Source organism: Mesorhizobium sp. L103C119B0, assembly GCF_000502235.1.
Lineage (GTDB): Bacteria > Pseudomonadota > Alphaproteobacteria > Rhizobiales > Rhizobiaceae > Mesorhizobium.
The window spans coordinates 395,224-413,729 of the sequence record NZ_AYXE01000002.1 but is presented as its reverse complement, the minus strand read 5'-3'; the positions used below and the strand labels follow the sequence as shown (position 1 = coordinate 413,729).

Annotated in this window: 12 protein-coding genes; 6 read left to right on the top strand and 6 right to left on the bottom strand. The window is 64.0% G+C overall.

Features of this window, described 5'->3' with window-relative positions; all coding sequences use genetic code 11:
* Positions 1 to 186: 186 nt before the first annotated feature.
* Entirely contained in the window at positions 187 to 801 is a 615-nt protein-coding gene (locus tag X728_RS161810; protein WP_023681559.1) for a hypothetical protein, read from the top strand.
* Here the strand turns inward: X728_RS161810 and mfd are convergent.
* Positions 798 to 4,289: a transcription-repair coupling factor gene (gene mfd, locus X728_RS161815; protein ID WP_023830664.1), complete on the bottom strand. Its 3,492-nt coding sequence runs from the start codon at positions 4,287 to 4,289 to the stop codon at positions 798 to 800. The genes X728_RS161810 and mfd overlap by 4 nt on opposite strands.
* A gap of 10 nt (positions 4,290 to 4,299) precedes the next feature.
* On the bottom strand, positions 4,300 to 4,587 hold the full coding sequence (locus tag X728_RS161820) for a succinate dehydrogenase assembly factor 2 (protein WP_023681561.1): 288 nt from the start codon (positions 4,585 to 4,587) through the stop codon (positions 4,300 to 4,302).
* 314 nt (positions 4,588 to 4,901) lie between these two features.
* Here X728_RS161820 and recG point away from each other — a divergent pair, with 314 nt between their 5' ends.
* On the top strand, positions 4,902 to 7,010 hold the full coding sequence (gene recG / locus X728_RS161825) for an ATP-dependent DNA helicase RecG (RefSeq protein ID WP_023830663.1): 2,109 nt from the start codon (positions 4,902 to 4,904) through the stop codon (positions 7,008 to 7,010).
* Here recG and X728_RS161830 read toward each other — a convergent pair.
* From X728_RS161830 to X728_RS161845, 4 genes are all read right to left on the bottom strand, one after another.
* Positions 6,962 to 7,732 carry a DUF502 domain-containing protein gene (locus tag X728_RS161830; RefSeq protein ID WP_031193123.1) on the bottom strand — a complete coding sequence of 257 codons (771 nt, stop codon included), beginning with the start codon at positions 7,730 to 7,732 and terminating at the stop codon, positions 6,962 to 6,964. The two genes, recG and X728_RS161830, sit on opposite strands and share 49 nt — an antisense overlap.
* 92 nt (positions 7,733 to 7,824) lie before the next feature.
* On the bottom strand, positions 7,825 to 9,648 hold the full coding sequence (gene glmS, locus X728_RS161835) for a glutamine--fructose-6-phosphate transaminase (isomerizing) (RefSeq protein WP_023681564.1): 1,824 nt from the start codon (positions 9,646 to 9,648) through the stop codon (positions 7,825 to 7,827).
* Between the two features lie 195 nt (positions 9,649 to 9,843).
* A complete protein-coding gene (gene glmU / locus X728_RS161840; RefSeq protein ID WP_023830662.1) occupies positions 9,844 to 11,217 on the bottom strand; it encodes a bifunctional UDP-N-acetylglucosamine diphosphorylase/glucosamine-1-phosphate N-acetyltransferase GlmU in 1,374 nt (457 codons plus the stop codon).
* 122 nt (positions 11,218 to 11,339) lie between these two features.
* Entirely contained in the window at positions 11,340 to 12,089 is a 750-nt protein-coding gene (locus X728_RS161845; RefSeq protein ID WP_023710621.1) for a cytochrome c biogenesis CcdA family protein, read from the bottom strand.
* Positions 12,090 to 12,307: 218 nt separating this feature from the next.
* Here X728_RS161845 and X728_RS161850 point away from each other — a divergent pair, with 218 nt between their 5' ends.
* The 4 genes from X728_RS161850 (at position 12,308) to X728_RS161865 (ending at position 18,428) form a co-directional block, all read left to right on the top strand.
* Positions 12,308 to 12,685: a hypothetical protein gene (locus X728_RS161850; protein ID WP_023830661.1), complete on the top strand. Its 378-nt coding sequence runs from the start codon at positions 12,308 to 12,310 to the stop codon at positions 12,683 to 12,685.
* 316 nt (positions 12,686 to 13,001) lie between these two features.
* The gene (topA, locus tag X728_RS161855; RefSeq protein WP_023830660.1) at positions 13,002 to 15,665 is read left to right on the top strand and encodes a type I DNA topoisomerase; all 2,664 of its coding nucleotides are present in this window, start codon (positions 13,002 to 13,004) and stop codon (positions 15,663 to 15,665) included.
* Positions 15,666 to 15,669: 4 nt separating this feature from the next.
* Entirely contained in the window at positions 15,670 to 17,976 is a 2,307-nt protein-coding gene (gene rnr / locus X728_RS161860) for a ribonuclease R (protein ID WP_023830659.1), read from the top strand.
* A complete protein-coding gene (locus tag X728_RS161865; RefSeq protein WP_031194788.1) occupies positions 17,976 to 18,428 on the top strand; it encodes a DUF983 domain-containing protein in 453 nt (150 codons plus the stop codon). The genes rnr and X728_RS161865 overlap by 1 nt, the downstream gene beginning before the upstream one ends.
* Positions 18,429 to 18,506 lie beyond the last annotated feature (78 nt).

The window sequence follows — 18,506 nt, the reverse complement described above, 5'->3', positions numbered from 1 at the left end:
AGCCGATTTCCTATTCTAGACCGGAATTCAAGCGCTGGCGAATGATGGGGAGCGCCATGCCGCGACCCACTTTGGCTTCTTATCTTCGCGACGGCTGTGCAATATCGCTTGGTGCCAGAATCGATCCTCACCGATCTAGTCGCGCCGGTCATCGTCCGCTGCGCAACAATTCTCCATGGAGTCCCTATGTCCGTGTCCGCCTACCTTGACCGCGTGCGCCGCGAGCAAGGCCTGTTTACGATCGAAGAGGTGGTTGGCCTGTCCGAGCGCGGCAACGTGATCTACGACCCCTACTCCACGCTGATTTCCGCAGGCGCCGTCATCGGGCGAGGCAACGTCTTCTTCCCCGGCGTCTACCTGTTCTGCACCGACGGTGGCGCGCTGGAGATCGGCGACGCCAACATTTTCCACGCCAACACACTGTTCGAAGCATCCGCCGGCGCAATCCGCGTCGGCTCACGCAACCAGTTTGGCGAAGGCGGTTTTACTGCAAAGGCCAACAGGCCGGGAGCCTCGATCGTGATCGGCGATCGAGGCCGCTATCTCAACGGCGCGGCGGTCTTCGGCGAAACGGTGCTGGGTTCAGGCAGCCAGCTTCTCGGTGCAATCACAGTCGACAGTTGCCGGCTGGAACCGGGCGGCAGTTTTCGTGAGCCCGACCCCGACCGCCGGGCCGGATTGCTGAAAGGCGCCGGCGCCGCGCGCGGCTTCACCGTGCCTGCCGGGCACGTCATCGTCGGCGCCGGCACGTTCTCGGCATCCGACCTGCAGTTGCAGTCGAATTTCCATCCGAAAGTCTAGGCGGCCACCAGCCGCGCCAGCTGGGTCATGACGACAGCCGAGCCCGCCAGACGCTTCTCGGCTGTCGGCCAGTCGCGGATGAAGACCACGCTGTGGTCGGCCCTGATCTTGGCCAGCGAGCCCTGTTCGCCGATGTACTTGACCAGCCCGACCGGGTTGGAAAACTCGCGCTTGCGGAAATGGATGACGACGCCCTTGGGGCCGGCATCGAGCTTTTCGACATTGGCCCTGCGGCAGAGTGCCTTGATGAAGACGATCTTGAGCAGATGCTTCACTTCCTCCGGCAGCGGGCCGAAGCGGTCGATCAGCTCGGCGCCGAAAGCATCGATCTCCTCGGTGTTTTCGAGATCGCCAAGGCGGCGGTAGAGCGCCAGCCTGAGCTGAAGGTCCGGCACGTAGCTTTCCGGGATCATGACAGCCGTGCCGACAGCGATCTGCGGCGACCAGCCGCCGTCCTGGACCTCGCCGGAGTCCTTCACCTCGGCCACCGCCTCTTCCAGCATCTGCTGGTAAAGCTCGAAGCCGACCTCCTTGATGTGTCCGGATTGTTCTTCGCCGAGTAGATTGCCGGCGCCCCTGATGTCGAGGTCGTGGCTGGCGAGCTGGAACCCGGCGCCAAGCGTGTCCAGCGACTGCAGCACCTTCAGCCGGCGCTCGGCCGTGTCGGTGAGCTTGCGGTTGGCCGGCAGCGTGAACAACGCATATGCCCGCACCTTGGAACGGCCGACGCGGCCGCGCAGCTGGTAGAGCTGCGACAGGCCGAACATATCGGCGCGATGGATGATCAGCGTGTTGGCGGTCGGAATGTCGAGCCCGGATTCGACGATGGTGGTCGACAACAGCACGTCGTACTGGCCGTCATAGAAGGCGTTCATGATGTCGTCGAGTTCGCCGGGCGGCATCTGGCCATGCGCCACCGCCACTTTCAGCTCCGGCACGGATTCGCGCAGGAAATCATGGATTTCGGCGAGATCGCTGATGCGCGGCACGACATAGAAGGAATGGCCGCCGCGGTAGCGCTCGCGCAGCAGCGTCTCGCGGATGACCAGCGGATCGAAGGGCGAGATGAAGGTGCGGACCGCCATGCGGTCGACCGGCGGCGTGGCGATCAGCGACAGTTCGCGCACCCCGGTCAAGGCAAGCTGCAAGGTGCGCGGGATCGGCGTCGCCGACAGCGTCAGCACATGGACATCGGTCTTGAGATCCTTCAGCCGTTCCTTGTGCTTGACGCCGAAATGTTGCTCCTCGTCGATGATCAAAAGGCCGAGATTCTTGAACGAGATCGCCGAGCCAAGCAGCGCGTGGGTGCCGATGACGATGTCGACCTGACCCTCGGCGATGCCTTTCTTGGTTTCCGCCAGTTCCTTGGCGCCGACCAGCCGCGAAGCCTGGGCGACGCGGATCGGCAGGCCGGAGAAGCGCTGCGAAAATGTCTTGAAATGCTGGCGTGAGAGAAGCGTCGTCGGCACGACGACCGCGACCTGGAATCCTTCCATCGCCGCGATGAAGGCGGCGCGCAGCGCCACTTCGGTCTTGCCGAAGCCGACATCGCCGCAGATCAGCCGGTCCATCGGCTTGCCGGCGCCGAGATCGTCCATGACGGAATCGATCGCGCCCTGCTGGTCGTCGGTCTCCTCATAGGGGAAACGCGCGGAGAATTCGCCATAAAGCCCTTCCGCCGGCACCATGGGCGGCGCGGTACGCATCTGGCGCTCGGCGGCTATGCGGATCAGTTGCCCGGCCATGTCGAGCAGGCGCTTCTTCAGCCGCGCCTTGCGCGACTGCCAGGCGCCGCCGCCGAGTTTGTCCAGCGATGCTTCGGCCGAATCCGAGCCGTAGCGCGACAGAAGCTCGATGTTTTCCACCGGCAGGAACAGCCGGTCATCGCCGGCATAGTGTATTTCCAGGCAGTCATGCGGCGCCCCGACAGCCTCGATGGTGCGCAGGCCGATGAAGCGGCCAATGCCGTGATCGGCATGGACGACGATGTCGCCTGCCGACAGTGACGATGCTTCGGCAATGAAGTCGGACGCGCGCTTCTTGCGTTTCGATCGCCGGATCAGCCGGTCGCCCAGAATGTCCTGTTCCGCAACGACGACCAGCCGTTCGGTCTCGAAGCCGGATTCCAGCGGCAGCACGGCGAGTGCCGCCTGCCCCGGCTCGAGCTTTTCCGCCTCGGCCAGCGTCGCCACCGGCACGAGATTGCCGAGATGGTGCTCGGCCAGGATCTGGCCAAGCCGGTCGAGCGAGCCTTCGGTCCAGCCGGCGACGATGACCCGCCGGCGCGCCGCGCGCTCGTCGGCGATGTGTTTTACGACGACATCGAAGACGTTGATGTTTGGGTCAGCCCGTTCCTCGGCAAAGCTGCGGCCATGGCGCGAGCCGCCATGGAAGACCTTCTTGGCCCCGACATCGGGCGCGTCGAAGGCGGTGAAGTCGATGGCTTCGCGCGGTCCGAGCGACGCCACAAGGTTTTCCGGTGAGAGATAGAGCAGGTCCGGCGCCACCGGCTTGTAGGGCACGGCGTCCTTCAAGGCGGCGTCGGCCTGTTTGCGGCGCGCTTCGTAGTGGTCGAGGATCAGCGTGTGACGCTCAGCCAGCGCTTCGTGCGCCAGATGGTCGAAGATGACAGGCGCATCCGGCAGATAATCAAACACTGTCTCCAGCCGCTCGTAGAACAGCGGCAGCCAGTGCTCCATGCCGGCAAAGCGCCGCCCTTCGCTCACCGCCGCATAAAGGCCATCGTCGCGCTGCGGCGCGCCAAAGGCTTCGATATAGGAGCGCCGGAAGCGGCTGATGGTTTCGGGCGTCAGCGCCACTTCGCTCATCGCCTGCAGCGCCATCGACTTGCGCTGGCCGGTGGTGCGCTGCGTGGCGGCGTCGAATACACGGATCGATTCCAGCGTGTCGCCGAAGAAATCGAGCCGCAGTGCTTCCGTCCAGCCGGGCGCGTAGAGGTCGAGGATGCCGCCGCGCACGGCGAATTCGCCGATACCGCGCACCGTCGGCACTCGCTCGAAGCCGGAAATCTCCAGCCGGGACACCAGCGCGTTCATGTCGATCTGGTTGCCGGGCTTTGCGTGGAAAGTCTGCGCTTCGACCAGATCGGCCGGCGGAATGCGCTGCAGCAGCGCATTGGCAGTGGTCAGGATGACCGCGCGATGCGGCTTTTTTGCCAGCGCGATCATCGCCGTCAGGGCGTCGAGCCGCTTGGCAGCGGCATCGGAGCCTGGCGAAACGCGGTCATAGGGCAGGCAATCCCAGGCCGGCAACTCCAACACCGGCAGGCCGGGGGCGGCAAAGGTCAGCGCCTCGATGATCGACGGCAGGCGCTGGCCGTCGCGCGCCACGAACAGCACCGGTTTGTCAGGCGCAATCTCATGGATCGCCTGCACCAGCGCAAAGGCTTCGTAGCCATCGGCAACGCCATCGACGATGAACTGGCCTGCGCGGCCTTTCGGCAGACCGATTCTGGGAATGAGGCTCATGGTTGCACGTTTAAAATGTCATGGTCCGGCGCGATGCCAGGATCTTTTGCAGGACGGCACAGTCGATATTCCTGGGAACCGGGCGTTCGCCGGTGACCATGGGCAGGAATTCGGTGTCGGGAATGTCGAGGAGCCTTTCATATTGGTCGATTTCATCGCCGGTCAAGGCGCCGATCTCGTTGTCGGCAAACGTACCCAGGATAAGGTCCATCTCGCGCATCCCGCGATGCCAGGAGCGGAACAACAGCTTGCGGCGCCTGATATCCAGCCCCTCGCTTGATCGTTTCGTCCCGGTCATCGTGCCGCATCCTTGCTTGGTGCGGCGCATATAGCGTGGATAGAGGGCGGTGTCAGCCTTGCAACGCACGGGTGGGCGGCTAAACATCCCGGGTGTGAAGAACACTCCTGACAACGCTGGTGCCGGACACCGCCCGCACTTCACCCTCCCCCTTGTGGGGAGGGTCGGCGAGCACGCTTCGCAAAGCGAAGCGAGTGAGACGGGGTGGGGGTGCGGCGCTGACCTACCGACTTCCTCGAAAGTTAGACGCGCACCTACCCCCACCCCGCTCCGCTTCGCGGATCGACCCTCCCCACAGGGGGGAGGGTAAAGGCATGCGCCCCTCCCTCCTCGACCCTCTCTTCGTCCCCATCACTTCGCTTGCCGGCGTCGGCCCCAAGGTTGGCGCTCTGATCGAGAAGGTGGTGGCGGCCGATCTCGGCGAACGGCCGGCGCGCGCGGGCGACCTGTTGTTCGTGCTGCCGCACACCGTCATCGACCGTCGCAATCGTCCCGGCATCGCGCTTGCGCCTGCAGGCGCCATCGTCACACTCGACGTGCGAATCGACCGCCACCAGCCGCCGCCGCGCGGCAACCGGTCGGTGCCTTACCGCGTCTATGCCCATGACGACACCGGCGAGATCGGCCTGACCTTCTTCCACGCCCATGCCGCCTATCTCGAAAAAGCGATGCCGGTGGGCGAGCATGTCGTCGTCTCCGGCCGTATGGAATGGTTCAACGGCCGCCCGACCATGGTCCATCCCGACCATATCGCCCTGGTGAGCGAGGCGGAAACACTGCCGCTGGTCGAACCGGTCTATCCGCTGACCGCCGGCCTGTCGGGCAAGGTGCTGCGCCGCGCCATCGGCCAGGCGCTCGGCCGGCTGCCGGAATTGCCGGAATGGCAGGACGGCGCCTTCATGCGCAAGCAGACTTTCCCCGCCTTCGCCGACGCGCTCGCCCGCATCCACTATCCCGCGGACCCGATCGATGTCGCCATCGAGGGGGTGGCATGGCGCCGCCTTGCCTATGACGAGCTTCTCGCCGGCCAGGTCTCGCTGGCATTGGTGCGGGCAAAAGTGCGCCGCCTGTCGGGCCGGCCGCTCATCGGCGACGGTCGCATCGTCGAGAAACTGCGCGCAGCCCTGCCGTATTCATTGACCGGCAGCCAGGAATTCGCGCTTGCCGAAATCAATGCCGATCTGGCCGACCCCGAGCGCATGCTGCGCCTGCTGCAAGGCGATGTCGGCTCCGGCAAGACGGTGGTGGCGCTGCTGGCCATGGGGCGCGCAGTCGAGGCCGGCGGCCAGGCGGCCTTGATGGCGCCGACCGAAATCCTGGCGCGCCAGCATCTGGCGACAATCACGCCGCTGGCCGAACAGGCCGGCCTGCGCGTCGCTATCCTGACCGGCCGCGAAAAGGGCCGCGAACGCACTGAAACGCTATCAGGTCTCGCCAGCGGCGAGATCGACATCGTCGTCGGCACCCATGCGCTGTTCCAGGAAACGGTGACCTATCACGACCTCGTCTTTGCCGTGGTCGACGAGCAACACCGCTTCGGCGTCCACCAGCGGCTTGCCATCACCGCCAAGGGCGACGCCCCCGACATGCTGGTGATGACGGCGACGCCGATCCCGCGCACTCTGGTGCTGACCGCCTTCGGCGACATGGACGTCTCCAAGCTGACGGAAAAACCGATCGGCCGCCAGCCGATCCGCACCGTAACGCTGCCGCTGGAACGGCTGGACGAACTGGTCGGGCGCATGCTTGATGCCGTTGCCGACGGCCAGAAGATCTACTGGATCTGCCCGCTGGTCGAGGAATCCGAAGAGATCAAGCTGATGTCGGCCGAGGACCGTTTTGCCTCGCTGCAGCCCTTGTTCGGCGATCGCATCGGCCTCGTCCACGGCCGCATGAAGGGGGCTGAAAAAGACGAGGCGATGCGCGCCTTCAAGGCCGGCGAAACCCGCATCCTGATCGCCACCACCGTCATCGAGGTCGGCGTCGACGTGCCGGACGCTACGATCATGGTCATCGAGCATGCCGAACGTTTTGGTCTCGCGCAACTGCACCAGCTGCGCGGCCGCGTCGGGCGCGGCGACAAGCCTTCTTCCTGCGTGCTGCTCTACAAGGACCCGCTCGGCGAGACGGCAAAGCGCCGGCTGTCGGTGATGCGCGAGACCGAGGACGGTTTCCTGATCGCCGAAGAGGATCTGAAGCTGCGCGGCGAAGGCGAATTGCTCGGCACCCGCCAGTCCGGCACGCCGGGCTTCCAGGTGGCGCGCATCGAGGTGCACGCCGACTTGCTCGAAGCAGCCCGCGACGATGCAAGGCTGATCCTGTCGCGCGACCCGGAACTACAGTCTGAGCGCGGCGAGGCGCTGCGCCTGCTGCTCTATTTGTTCGGCCGCGACGAGGCCGTGCGGCTCTTGCGCGCCGGCTGAGCGCCCTCGGCGATCAGCCCGCCAAGCGGCGGGTTGGCGAGATCTCCGTCGATCGGCTGGCCGTTCATCGTCACCATTTTCGGCTTGACTTCGGGCGCCACCAGCCCGGCCGAGACGATCAGCCTGGCGCCGTCCTCAATCGTCATGTCGAGCAGCACGATGTCGGATTTCGGCACGTACATCAGGAAACCGGTGGTAGGGTTCGGCGTGCACGGCATGAACACGGCGATCATCGGGTCGCCTGCATGGTCGAGCTTCTGGTTGATCTCGGTTTCCTTCTCACTGGCGACGAAGACCAGCGACCAGACGCCTTTTCGCGGATATTCGACCAGCCCAACCTGGCGGAACATATCGCCCTTGTTCGACAGCACCGTCTGGAAAATCTGCTTCAGCGAACCGTAGATGCCGCGCACCAGCGGCATACGGCCAAGCAGCCGTTCGCCGAAATTGACGATGGCGCGACCGACGATGTTGGCGGTCATGAAGCCGATCAGCGTGATCAGCACGAGCGCCACGATCAGGCCGAAGCCGGGCACCGGAAACGGCAAATAGGTGTCGGGGCTGTAGCGCGCCGGAATGTACGGCTTCACCCAGGAATCGACCCAGCCGACGAACGACCAGGCGATATAGGCGGTGATCGCCAGCGGCGCGCAGACGATAAAGCCTGTGAGGAAATAGTTCCTCAGCCGGGTCATGCCGGAAGTTCTGGGAGCATCGGACATGGTTCACCGGGGATGCGGGTTGCAGCGCCACACTAGTGAAGCGGACGGCGCTTTGGAACTGCGAAGTTTTTTAGACCCCCGATGAGCGCCGACTACTCCACGGTCACCGATTTCGCCAGGTTGCGCGGCTGGTCGACGTCCGTCCCCATGAACACGGCGGCGTAGTAGGCTAGCATCTGGATCGGCAGCGCATAGATGATCGGCGAGATGATTTCCGGCACGTCAGGCAGGATGATCGTCTCCATCGTCTTCACGCTCACCTGAGCCGCGCCCTTGGCGTCGGTGATCAGGATGATCTTGCCGCCGCGCGCCGCCACCTCCTGCATGTTCGACACAGTCTTTTCGAAGATGCGGTCATGCGGCGCGATGACGATGACCGGCATGTTCTCGTCGATCAGCGCGATCGGCCCATGCTTCAGCTCGCCCGCGGCGTAGCCCTCGGCGTGGATGTAGGAGATTTCCTTGAGTTTCAGTGCGCCTTCCATGGCCAGCGGGAAATTGGTGTCGCGGCCGAGATAGAGCACGTCCTTGTAGCGCGAGATTTCGCGCGCGATGCGCTCGATCTGCTCCTCGAGCTTGAGCACCTGGTTGGCGTAGCGAGGCGCCTCCGAAAGAGCGCGTACCAGCGTCTTTTCCTCGTCCTTCGAGATCGTGCCGCGGGCCACGCCGGCGCGCACCGCCAGCGAGGCCAGCACCGAAAGCTGGCAGGTGAAAGCCTTGGTCGAGGCTACACCGATCTCCGGGCCGGCCAAGGTCGGCAGCACGACATCGGATTCGCGCGCCATGGTCGATTCGCGCACATTGACGATGGCGCCGATCTTCATGCCCGCCTTGCGGCAATAGCGCAGCGAGGCCAGCGTGTCGGCGGTTTCGCCGGACTGCGAAATGAAGAAGGCCGCGTCATCAGCCGATAGCGGCATTTCGCGGTAGCGGAACTCCGAGGCGACATCGATGTCGACCGGCAGCCGCGCATAGCGCTCGAACCAGTATTTGCTGATCAACCCCGCGAGATAGGCGGTGCCGCAGGCCGAGATCGCCAGCCGGCCGATCTTGGCGAAGTCGAACGGCAGCTCCAGCGGCTTCGACACGCCGGAGACGAAATCGACATAATGCGCCAGCGTGTGCGAGATCACTTCCGGCTGTTCATGGATTTCCTTTTCCATGAAATGGCGGCGGTTGCCCTTGTCGACCATGAAGCTGGTCGACAGCGATTGCTGGCGCTTGCGGGCAACCTCTTTGCCGTCGATGTCGAAAATGGTGACGCCATCGCGGCGCACCACCGCCCAGTCGCCGTCTTCGAGATAGGTGATGGAATTGGTGAACGGGGCGAGCGCAATGGCGTCGGAGCCCAGAAACATCTCGCCATCGCCGTGGCCGACGGCCAGAGGCGGACCATTGCGGGCGCCGACGATGAGGTCCTCGTCGCCGGTGAACATGATGGCCAGCGCAAAGGCGCCTTCCAGCCGCTTCAGCGCCTGATGCGCGGCCTCGATCGGCTTCAGCCCCTTGGCCAGTTCGCGCGCCACCAGATGCGCTACGACCTCGGTGTCGGTCTGCGACGAGAAGGAATAGCCGTCGCGGATCAGCTCATCGCGCAACTCGGCGAAATTCTCGATGATGCCGTTGTGAACGATGGCGACGCCGTTGGAAAAATGCGGATGGGCGTTGGTCTCGTTGGGCACGCCATGTGTGGCCCAGCGCGTGTGGCCGATGCCGATCGTGCCATCGAGCGGCTCGTCCTTCAGCCGACGTTCGAGGTTGATCAGCTTGCCTTCGGCGCGGCGGCGGCCAAGCCGGCCATGCTCGATCGTGGCGACACCGGCCGAGTCATAGCCGCGATATTCCAGCCGCTTCAGCGCATCGACGATGAGCGGCGCGACCTGGCTCTGGCCGACAATTCCGACGATACCGCACATATGCCTGCCCCCAATTCCCGCTGGAAAACCAGTCCCGATGGAAAACCAGCGCTATCTAGGGATTGCCGGCCCGCCGCGAAAGTCACTTTGCGTTTCGTCTGCTGTAACGGAACGTTTCTCAACCCGATGCACTATGACACACCGCTCTTGCAATCCGGTTACCGCAATTCCTCGGTTGTTCAATTGCTTCGGCGGTTAATGGTCGGTGCCGGCCTTTTTCTTCGCCGCTGCGGCAGACGCGAAGCGCTCGCGCAATTCCTTGCCCTTGCCGGGAATGGTCTTCTGGCGGGCGCGGCCGAAGGCCAGCGCATCGTCCGGCACGCTTTCGGTTATGACGCTACCCGAGGCGATGTAGCCGCCCTTGCCGATCGTAACCGGCGCCACCAGCGACGAGTTCGAACCGATGAAGGCGCCCTCGCCGATGTCGGTGAAAAACTTCGAGTAGCCGTCATAGTTGCAGGTAATGGTGCCGGCGCCGATATTGGCTCCCGCGCCCACACGGGCATCGCCGATATAAGTCAGATGATTGACCTTGGCGCCCTCCTCGATGACCGCCTGCTTGACCTCGCAGAAATTGCCGACCTTGGCCTTGTTGCGAAGATCGGCACCCGGCCGCAGCCGCGCGAACGGCCCGACAACGCAGTTGGAGGCAATGGTGGCGCCTTCGATGTGGCTGAAAGCGTGGATCTTGGCGCCGGTTGCAATTTTCACGCCCGGTCCGAACCAGACATTGGGCTCGACGATCGTATCGGCGCCGATTTCGGTGTCATGCGAGAAATACACGGTTTCCGGCGCGATCAGCGTTACGCCCGACCGCATGGCCTCGTAGCGCCGGCGCACCTGCCAGATGCCTTCGGCCTGCGCCAGTTCGGCTCGGTTGTTGATGCCGAGCGCACTCTCGAAGCTGGTTTCGGTGGCAACGACATCGAGCCCTTTCGCACTGGCGATCTCGACGATGTCGGTGAGATAGAACTCGCCCTTGGCGTTCTTGTTGCCAACCTGGTCGAGCAGGTCGAGCGCATGCTTGCCCGCCACCGCCATCATGCCGGCATTACAGAAGCCGATCTTCTTTTCCTCGGCGGAGCAGTCCTTCTCCTCGCGGATGGCGGTGAGCTTGCCGCCCTTTTCGATCAGCCGGCCATAGCCGGTCGGGCTGGGCGGGCGGAAGCCGATCACCACAACAGCCGCGCCATCGGCAAGCTTTTGCCGCGCGGTCACCAGGGCTTCAGCGTCGATCAGCGGCGTGTCGCCGAACATCACGAGAATATCGTCATAACCCTTTGATATCGCATCGCCCGCAGCCAGCACGGCATGCGCAGTGCCGAGCCGTTTCTCCTGCACGAAGGTCTCGGCCTTGGGCGCGAACTTCGCGGCCGCCTTGCGCATATCATCGGCGCCATGGCCGATCACCAGCGCCTGGCTGGCAGCACCGGCGGCCTCGGCCGCTTTCACCACATGGGCGACCATCGGCATTCCGGCGATCTGGTGCAGCACCTTCGGCATCGCGCTCTTCATGCGCGTGCCTTCACCGGCGGCGAGAATGACGGACAAGCAGGATCTCTGGCTCATGGAAGGACAACCGTATGAAATGGGATCAGGAATCGCAGAGTGGTAGCATCTGGTGTCATGCTGCACCAATGGGGTTAAATTCCGGTGAGGTGATAGGCAGTTCACTCTCGATCAGCGGATCGCTACCCCAGCCGGCCCAGCACCGGAAAATTCTCCAGCAGCCAGTAGGACACCGTCTGCACGCCGCCGGTGAGAAAGAACACCCCGGCGACGACCAGCAGCGCGCCGATCGCCTTTTCGACGCGACCGAGATGGACGCGGAATCTGCCGAGGAAGCGCATGAAGGCGCCGGAGAACAGTGCAGCGATCAGGAACGGAATGCCGAGGCCAAGCGAATAGGCGGCGAGCAGAAGAGCGCCCTCGCCCACCGTCTCGCGGCCGCCGGCCAAGGTCAGGATCGGCCCCAGCACCGGGCCGATGCACGGCGTCCAGCCAAAGGCGAAGGCCAGCCCCATGACATAGGCGGCGACCATGCTGGCAGGCTTGCCCTGCGACTGAAAGCGCGCCTCGCGCGACAGAAGTGGTATGCGCAGGATGCCGAGGAAATTCAGCCCCATCAGGATGATCAGCACCCCGGCCGCCATCGCCAGCGGCTCCTGCCACACGCGCAGCCAATGGCCGATGGTCGAGGCGCCAGCGCCGAGCGCCACGAACACGGTGGAGAAACCAAGTACGAAGGCGAGCGAGGAATAGATGAGCGCGCCGCGGGCGCCGGCCTTGGCCGTAACGCCGGCATCGTCACCGCGAAAATCGTCGACCGACACGCCGGCCATGTAGCAGAGATAGGGAGGCACCAGCGGCAGCACGCAAGGCGACAGGAACGAGATCGCCCCCGCTCCGACCGCGCTGACATAGCCGATGTCCAATGGCATTCCAGAACTCCAGATTCCTTGGCGCCGATATAGCGACGCAAAATCGTGTTCGCCAATCACCATCGTGTGGAATTTGGCTACAGATACGATCCGGCCGGACGAATTGTTGTCGGCCAATCCCAAGTTGACCAAGCCGGGGAAGAAATGTCCCTCGCCGAACGTTCACAGAGCGAAGCCGCGGTTTCTGCGCGCTTCGTCGGATCACCAGGGAGATTTCCATGAAAACGATCACCGTCGGCCTGGCCGCCCTTCTGCTCAGCACCGCCGCATCCTTCGCCGCCGAAGCGTGGAAGGAAGCGGAAGTCGCTGGCACCAAGATCTACACCGATGCCAACGGCATGACGCTCTATACCTATGACAAGGACGAGAAGGGCAAGACCAACTGCTATGAGAAATGCGCCACCAACTGGCCGCCGCTGAAGGCCGAGGATGGCGCCAAGGCGGACGACGAATGGACCATCGTCGAACGCACCGACGGCACCAAGATGTGGGCCTATGACGGCAAGCCGGTCTACACCTTCATCAAGGACAAGAAGGCCGGTGACATCACCGGCGACGGCGTCGGCGAAGTCTGGCACATCGTCAAGGCCGACTGATCGTCCGAGCCTCTATCCCGCACCCCATCGGCGGGACTCGGCTGGCCGCCGGCTCCAAGCGACCCGGCGGCCAGTTCGGCATTTACGGGCAGCACGAACTGGTCGCGGCGCCTTTCCCGGTGGCTCGAAACACGAACCCTCCCAGACAAAAATTTTGTGATCTTCTCCATACACTCTAAGAGTGTATTGCGGCACACGCCTCCGCATTTTGGCCGCTTGCCCTTGACCGATCGCAAAAGCGCGGCCATGTGAGCGACCAATTGAATGCGTCACGCAGCGGAATTCTTCTGCCGCCCCACAGCTGATATGAGACCTCATGGACGTCGTCGTCGTCGAATCGCCGGCCAAGGCAAAGACAATCAACAAGTATCTCGGCAAGAACTTCAAGGTTCTGGCCTCGTTCGGCCATGTCCGCGATCTGCCGGCCAAGGATGGTTCGGTGCGTCCCGACGAGGATTTCGCGATGTCCTGGGCGGTCGACACCGCGTCCGGAAAGCGTCTCACCGACATCGCCAACGCGGTCAAGGATGCCGATGGCCTGATCCTCGCCACCGATCCGGATCGCGAGGGCGAAGCCATTTCCTGGCACGTGCTGGAGGTGCTCAAGCAGAAGCGCGTGTTGAAGGACAAGCCGGTCAGCCGCGTCGTCTTCAATGCCATCACCAAGTCGTCGGTGCTGGAAGCGATGGCCAATCCGCGCCAGATCGATGCGCCATTGGTCGATGCCTATCTGGCTCGCCGCGCACTCGATTATCTCGTCGGCTTCACGCTGTCGCCGGTGCTGTGGCGCAAATTGCCGGGCGCCCGTTCCGCCGGCCGCGTCCAGTCGGTGGCGCTGCGCCTGGTCTGCGACCGCGAATCCGAAATCGAACGTTTCGTCCGCGAGGAATACTGGCAGATCGCTGCCCTCCTCGGCACGCCACGTAACGACAGCTTCGAGGCGCGGCTGACCGCGTTCGAGCGCAAGAAGCTGCAGAAGCTCGACATCGCCAGCAAGGCGCAGGCCGACGATATCAAGGGCATGCTCGAACGCGCGACCTTCAAGGCTCTGTCGGTGGAAGCCAAACCGACAAGGCGCAATCCTGGCCCGCCCTTCACCACTTCGACGCTGCAGCAGGCGGCATCGTCGGGCCTCGGCTTTTCGGCGACGCGCACCATGCAGGTGGCGCAGCGCCTCTATGAAGGCATGGAGATCGGCGGCGAGACCACCGGCCTGATCACCTATATGCGAACCGACGGCGTGCAGATGGCGCCGGAGGCGATCGACGCCGCCCGCGACACCATCGCCAAGGAATTCGGCCCAAGATACCTCCCGGAAAAGCCGCGCCAGTACACAGCCAAGGCCAAGAATGCCCAGGAAGCGCACGAGGCGGTCCGCCCGACCGATTTCATGCGCACGCCGGCTTCGGTCAGGCAGTATCTCGATTCCGACCAGCTGCGGCTTTACGAATTGATCTGGAAGCGCGCCATCGCCAGCCAGATGCAGTCGGCCGAGATCGAGCGTACCACGGTCGAAATCGAGGCGGTCAATGGCGCTCGCACCGCGGAGCTTCGCGCCGTCGGTTCCGTCGTTCGCTTCGACGGCTTCATCGCCGCCTACACCGACCAGAAGGACGACGACGCCGAAGACGAGGAAAACCGTCGTCTGCCCGAGATCCGTGCCGGCGAGCAACTGGCCCGTCAGGCGATCAATGCCACCCAGCACACCACCGAGCCGCCGCCGCGCTACTCCGAGGCGTCGCTGATCAAGAAGCTGGAAGAGCTCGGCATCGGCCGTCCGTCGACCTACACCGCGATCCTGAAGACGTTGGAAGACCGTGACTACGTCACCATCGACAAGCGCCGGCTGGTGCCGCAGGCCAAGGGCCGGCTGCTGTCGGCTTTCCTCGAAAGCTTCTTCGAGCGCTATGTCGAATATGACTTCACGGCCTCACTCGAGGAAAAGCTTGACGAGATTTCCGACGGCAAGCTCGCCTGGAAGGACGTGCTGCGTGACTTCTGGAAAGATTTTTCCGGCGCCGTCGCCGACATCAAGGAACTGCGCGTCACCGACGTGCTCGACGCGCTGAACGAGGAACTGGCGCCGCTGGTGTTCCCCGCGCGGGAGGATGGCTCGAATCCCCGCATCTGCCCAAAATGCGGCTCCGGCAATCTGTCGCTGAAACTCGGCAAGTTCGGCGCCTTCGTCGGCTGCTCCAACTATCCGGAATGTTCCTTTACCCGCCAACTCGGCGATGCCGCCAACCCGAATGGCGAGAATGGCGGCGGCGAGGACGGCACCAAGGTGCTCGGCAACGATCCCTACACGGCAGAGGAAATCACGCTGCGCTCAGGCCGCTTCGGTCCTTATATCCAGCGCGGCGACGGCAAGGAAGCCAAGCGCTCCAGCCTGCCCAAGGGCTGGACGCCCGACTCGATCGACCATGAAAAGGCCTTGGCGCTGCTGTCGCTGCCGCGCGATATCGGCAAGCATCCTGAATCCGGCAAGATGATCTCCGCCGGGCTTGGCCGCTATGGTCCATTCGTTTTGCATGATGGCACCTATGCCAATGTCGACAGCATAGAGGATGTGTTCTCGATCGGCCTCAACCGCGCTGTCACCGTGATCGCCGAGAAGCAGCTGAAGGGCAAGGGCGGCCGCAATGGCGGCACCGCGGCGGCGCTGAAGGAACTCGGCGACCATCCCGATGGCGGCGGCAAGATCGTCGTGCGCGATGGCAAATACGGGCCCTATGTCAACTACGGCAAGGTCAACGCGACACTGCCCAAGGGCAAGGATCCGCAGTCGGTGACCGTCGAGGACGCGGTGGCGCTGATTGCCGAGAAGGAAGCCAAGGGCGGCGGCAAGAAGCCGTTCCGCAAGGCGGCAGCCGCCAAGGCCCCCACAGCCAAGAAAACCACTGCCAAAACAACCACTGGCAAGAAAACCACAGCCAAGAAGTCGGCGACCAAGAAGCCGGCGGCGAAGAAAAAGGGATAGCAGAGTGGCGCGCAGGATCACCGGTAGAAGCCACGGCGATCCGCGCACCGCCGACACGAGGGCCAAGGTCAAGGACGACTACAGGCCGTCGCGTGACGAAATCCTGCGCTACATCGCCGAGAACCCCGACCGCGCGGGAAAACGCGACATCGCAAAGGCGTTTGCCTTGCGCGGCGACGACCGCATCTGGCTGAAGGACATCCTGCGCGACCTGCAGGACGAAGGCATCCTGACCAAGGAGCGCAAACGGCTGGCCCGTGTCGGCGCCTTGTCGCATGTCGCCGTACTCGACATTTTTGGCCGCGATGGCGACGGCATCCTGCTGGCGCATCCTGCCGAGCCCGTAGGCACCGGCGAACCGCCCGTCGTCTCGATCCGCGTCTCGCGCGGCGGCAATGGCCCGCAGCCGGGCATCGGCGACCGTGTGCTGGCCAAGACCTTCCCGACCGACGAGGCGACCGGGCCTGCCTATACCGGCCGCGTAATGAAGATTTTCGAGAAGCGGACAGATGCCGTGCTGGGCGTCTTCCGTATCCTGAGGGACGGCACCTTCCGAATCGAGCCGGTCGAACGTCGCCAGCCCGAACTGATCGTCGACAAGGAATTCCAGAACGGCGCCAGGAACGGCGACCTTGTCGAGGTCGAGCCGGCGCGGGCCTCCCGGTATGGTTTGCCGCGCGCAAAAGTGCTGGCGGTGCTGGGCTCGCTGACCAGCGAAAAGGCGGTCTCGATGATCGCCATCCACGCGCACGACATTCCGCATATCTTCCCGGCCGACGTCATCGCCGAATCCGAGGCGGTAAAACCGGCGACGCTTGCTCACCGCGAGGACTGGCGCGACCTGCCGCTGGTGACCATCGACCCGGCCGACGCCAAGGACCATGACGACGCCGTCTTCGCCACGCCCGACCTCGACGAGAAGAACCCCGGCGGCGTGATCGCCACGGTGGCGATCGCCGATGTTGCAGCCTATGTCCGCTATGGCACCGCACTCGATCGCGAGGCGCTGAAACGCGGCAATTCTGTCTATTTCCCCGACCGCGTCGTGCCGATGCTGCCAGAGCGCATCTCCAACGACCTGTGCTCGCTGCGCGAAGGCCAGGACCGTCCCGCGCTTGCCGTGCGCATGATTTTTGCCGCCGATGGCCGCAAGCTGCGTCACACCTTCCACCGCGTCATGATGAAATCGGCGGCAAAGCTCGCCTATCCGCAGGCCCAGGCCGCGATAGACGGCCTTCCTGACGACAAGACCGGCCCGATCCTCGATACGGTGCTGAAGCCGCTGTGGGACGCCTACGCCATCCTCAAGCGCGGCCGCGATGGCCGCCAGCCACTCGAGCTTGATCTGCCCGAGCGCAAGATCCTGCTCAAGCCGGACGGCACCGTCGACCGCGTCGTCGTCCCGGAGCGGCTCGACGCCCACAAGCTGATCGAAGAATTCATGATCCAGGCCAATGTCGCCGCCGCCGAAACGCTGGAAGCGAAGAAGCAGGCGCTGGTCTACCGCGTCCACGATGCGCCGTCGCTGGCCAAGCAGGAATCGCTGCGCGAGTTCCTGCAGACGCTCGGCCTGTCGCTGGCGCGTGGCGCGCAGATGCGGCCCGCCCAGTTCAACGGCATTCTCGAGCGCGTGCGTGGCGCCGACAATGAGGGGCTGGTCAACGAAGTGGTGCTGCGCTCGCAGAGTCAGGCCGAATATTCGCCCAAGAACATCGGCCATTTCGGCCTCAACCTGAAGCGCTACGCGCATTTCACCTCGCCGATCCGCCGCTATGCCGATCTGATCGTGCATCGCGGGCTGATTGCCGCACTTGGGCTCGGCCCTGGCGGGCTGACGCAGGACGAAGAGACGCGGCTGGAAGACGTCGCGGTGCTGATCTCCGGCACCGAGCGCCGCGCCATGGCGGCCGAGCGCGACACCGTCGACCGGCTGATCGCTGCCTACCTCGCCGAGCGCATCGACGACCGCTTCGACGCCCGCATTTCGGGCGTCACCAAATCGGGACTATTTGTCCAATTGCCGCAGTTTGGCGCAGATGGCTTCATCCCGGTGTCAAGTCTGGATGGCGATTACTATATATATGACGAAACCGCGCGATCGCTGTTCGGAGAACGCACCGGCAAGGGCTATCAGCTTGCCGACCGCGTCGAGGTTCGCCTGATCGAGGTGGCGCCTATGGCCGGCGCGATGCGTTTCGAGATGCTGACCGACCCGAAGCCCCTGCCCGGCTCCAAACGGTCGTTTCACAAGGCAAAAGGCCGCGCCCGCGCGTCGCAATCGCGCCCGGGGTCGCGCGGCAGGAGACGATAATGGCAAGCGAAATGGGAATCCAGAAGCAGGTTTTCGGCGGCGAACATCATTCGGGCCGAGTCGCCCGCCCGCTGTGGACGGCGATGAAGCGCGGCGCCCTTGGCCGCTGCCCGCATTGCGGCGAAGGCAGGTTGTTCGCCGGCTTCACCAAAAGCGTCGACAAATGCGCCGTGTGCGGTGAGGAGTTCCACCACCACCGCGCCGACGACCTGCCCGCTTATCTCGTCATCGTCATTGTCGGCCACATCGTTCTCGGCGCCTTCATGGGCGTCGAGGCGACCTCGACGCTCTCCATGTGGCAGCACATCGCCATTTGGGTGCCGCTGACCATCGTGTTGTCGGTCGCTCTGCTGCAACCGGTCAAGGGCGCCGTCATCGGACTGCAATGGGCGCTCTATATGCACGGCTTCGGCGGCGAAAAAGACGGCACCGAGCCGCATCCCGGAACCTAGTTTGCGTCAGGGCAATGTCGCCTGGCGCAACATGCCGACCGTGAAAGGCCACTTTCGTTTGCCAGAAGTTTCCGCTAG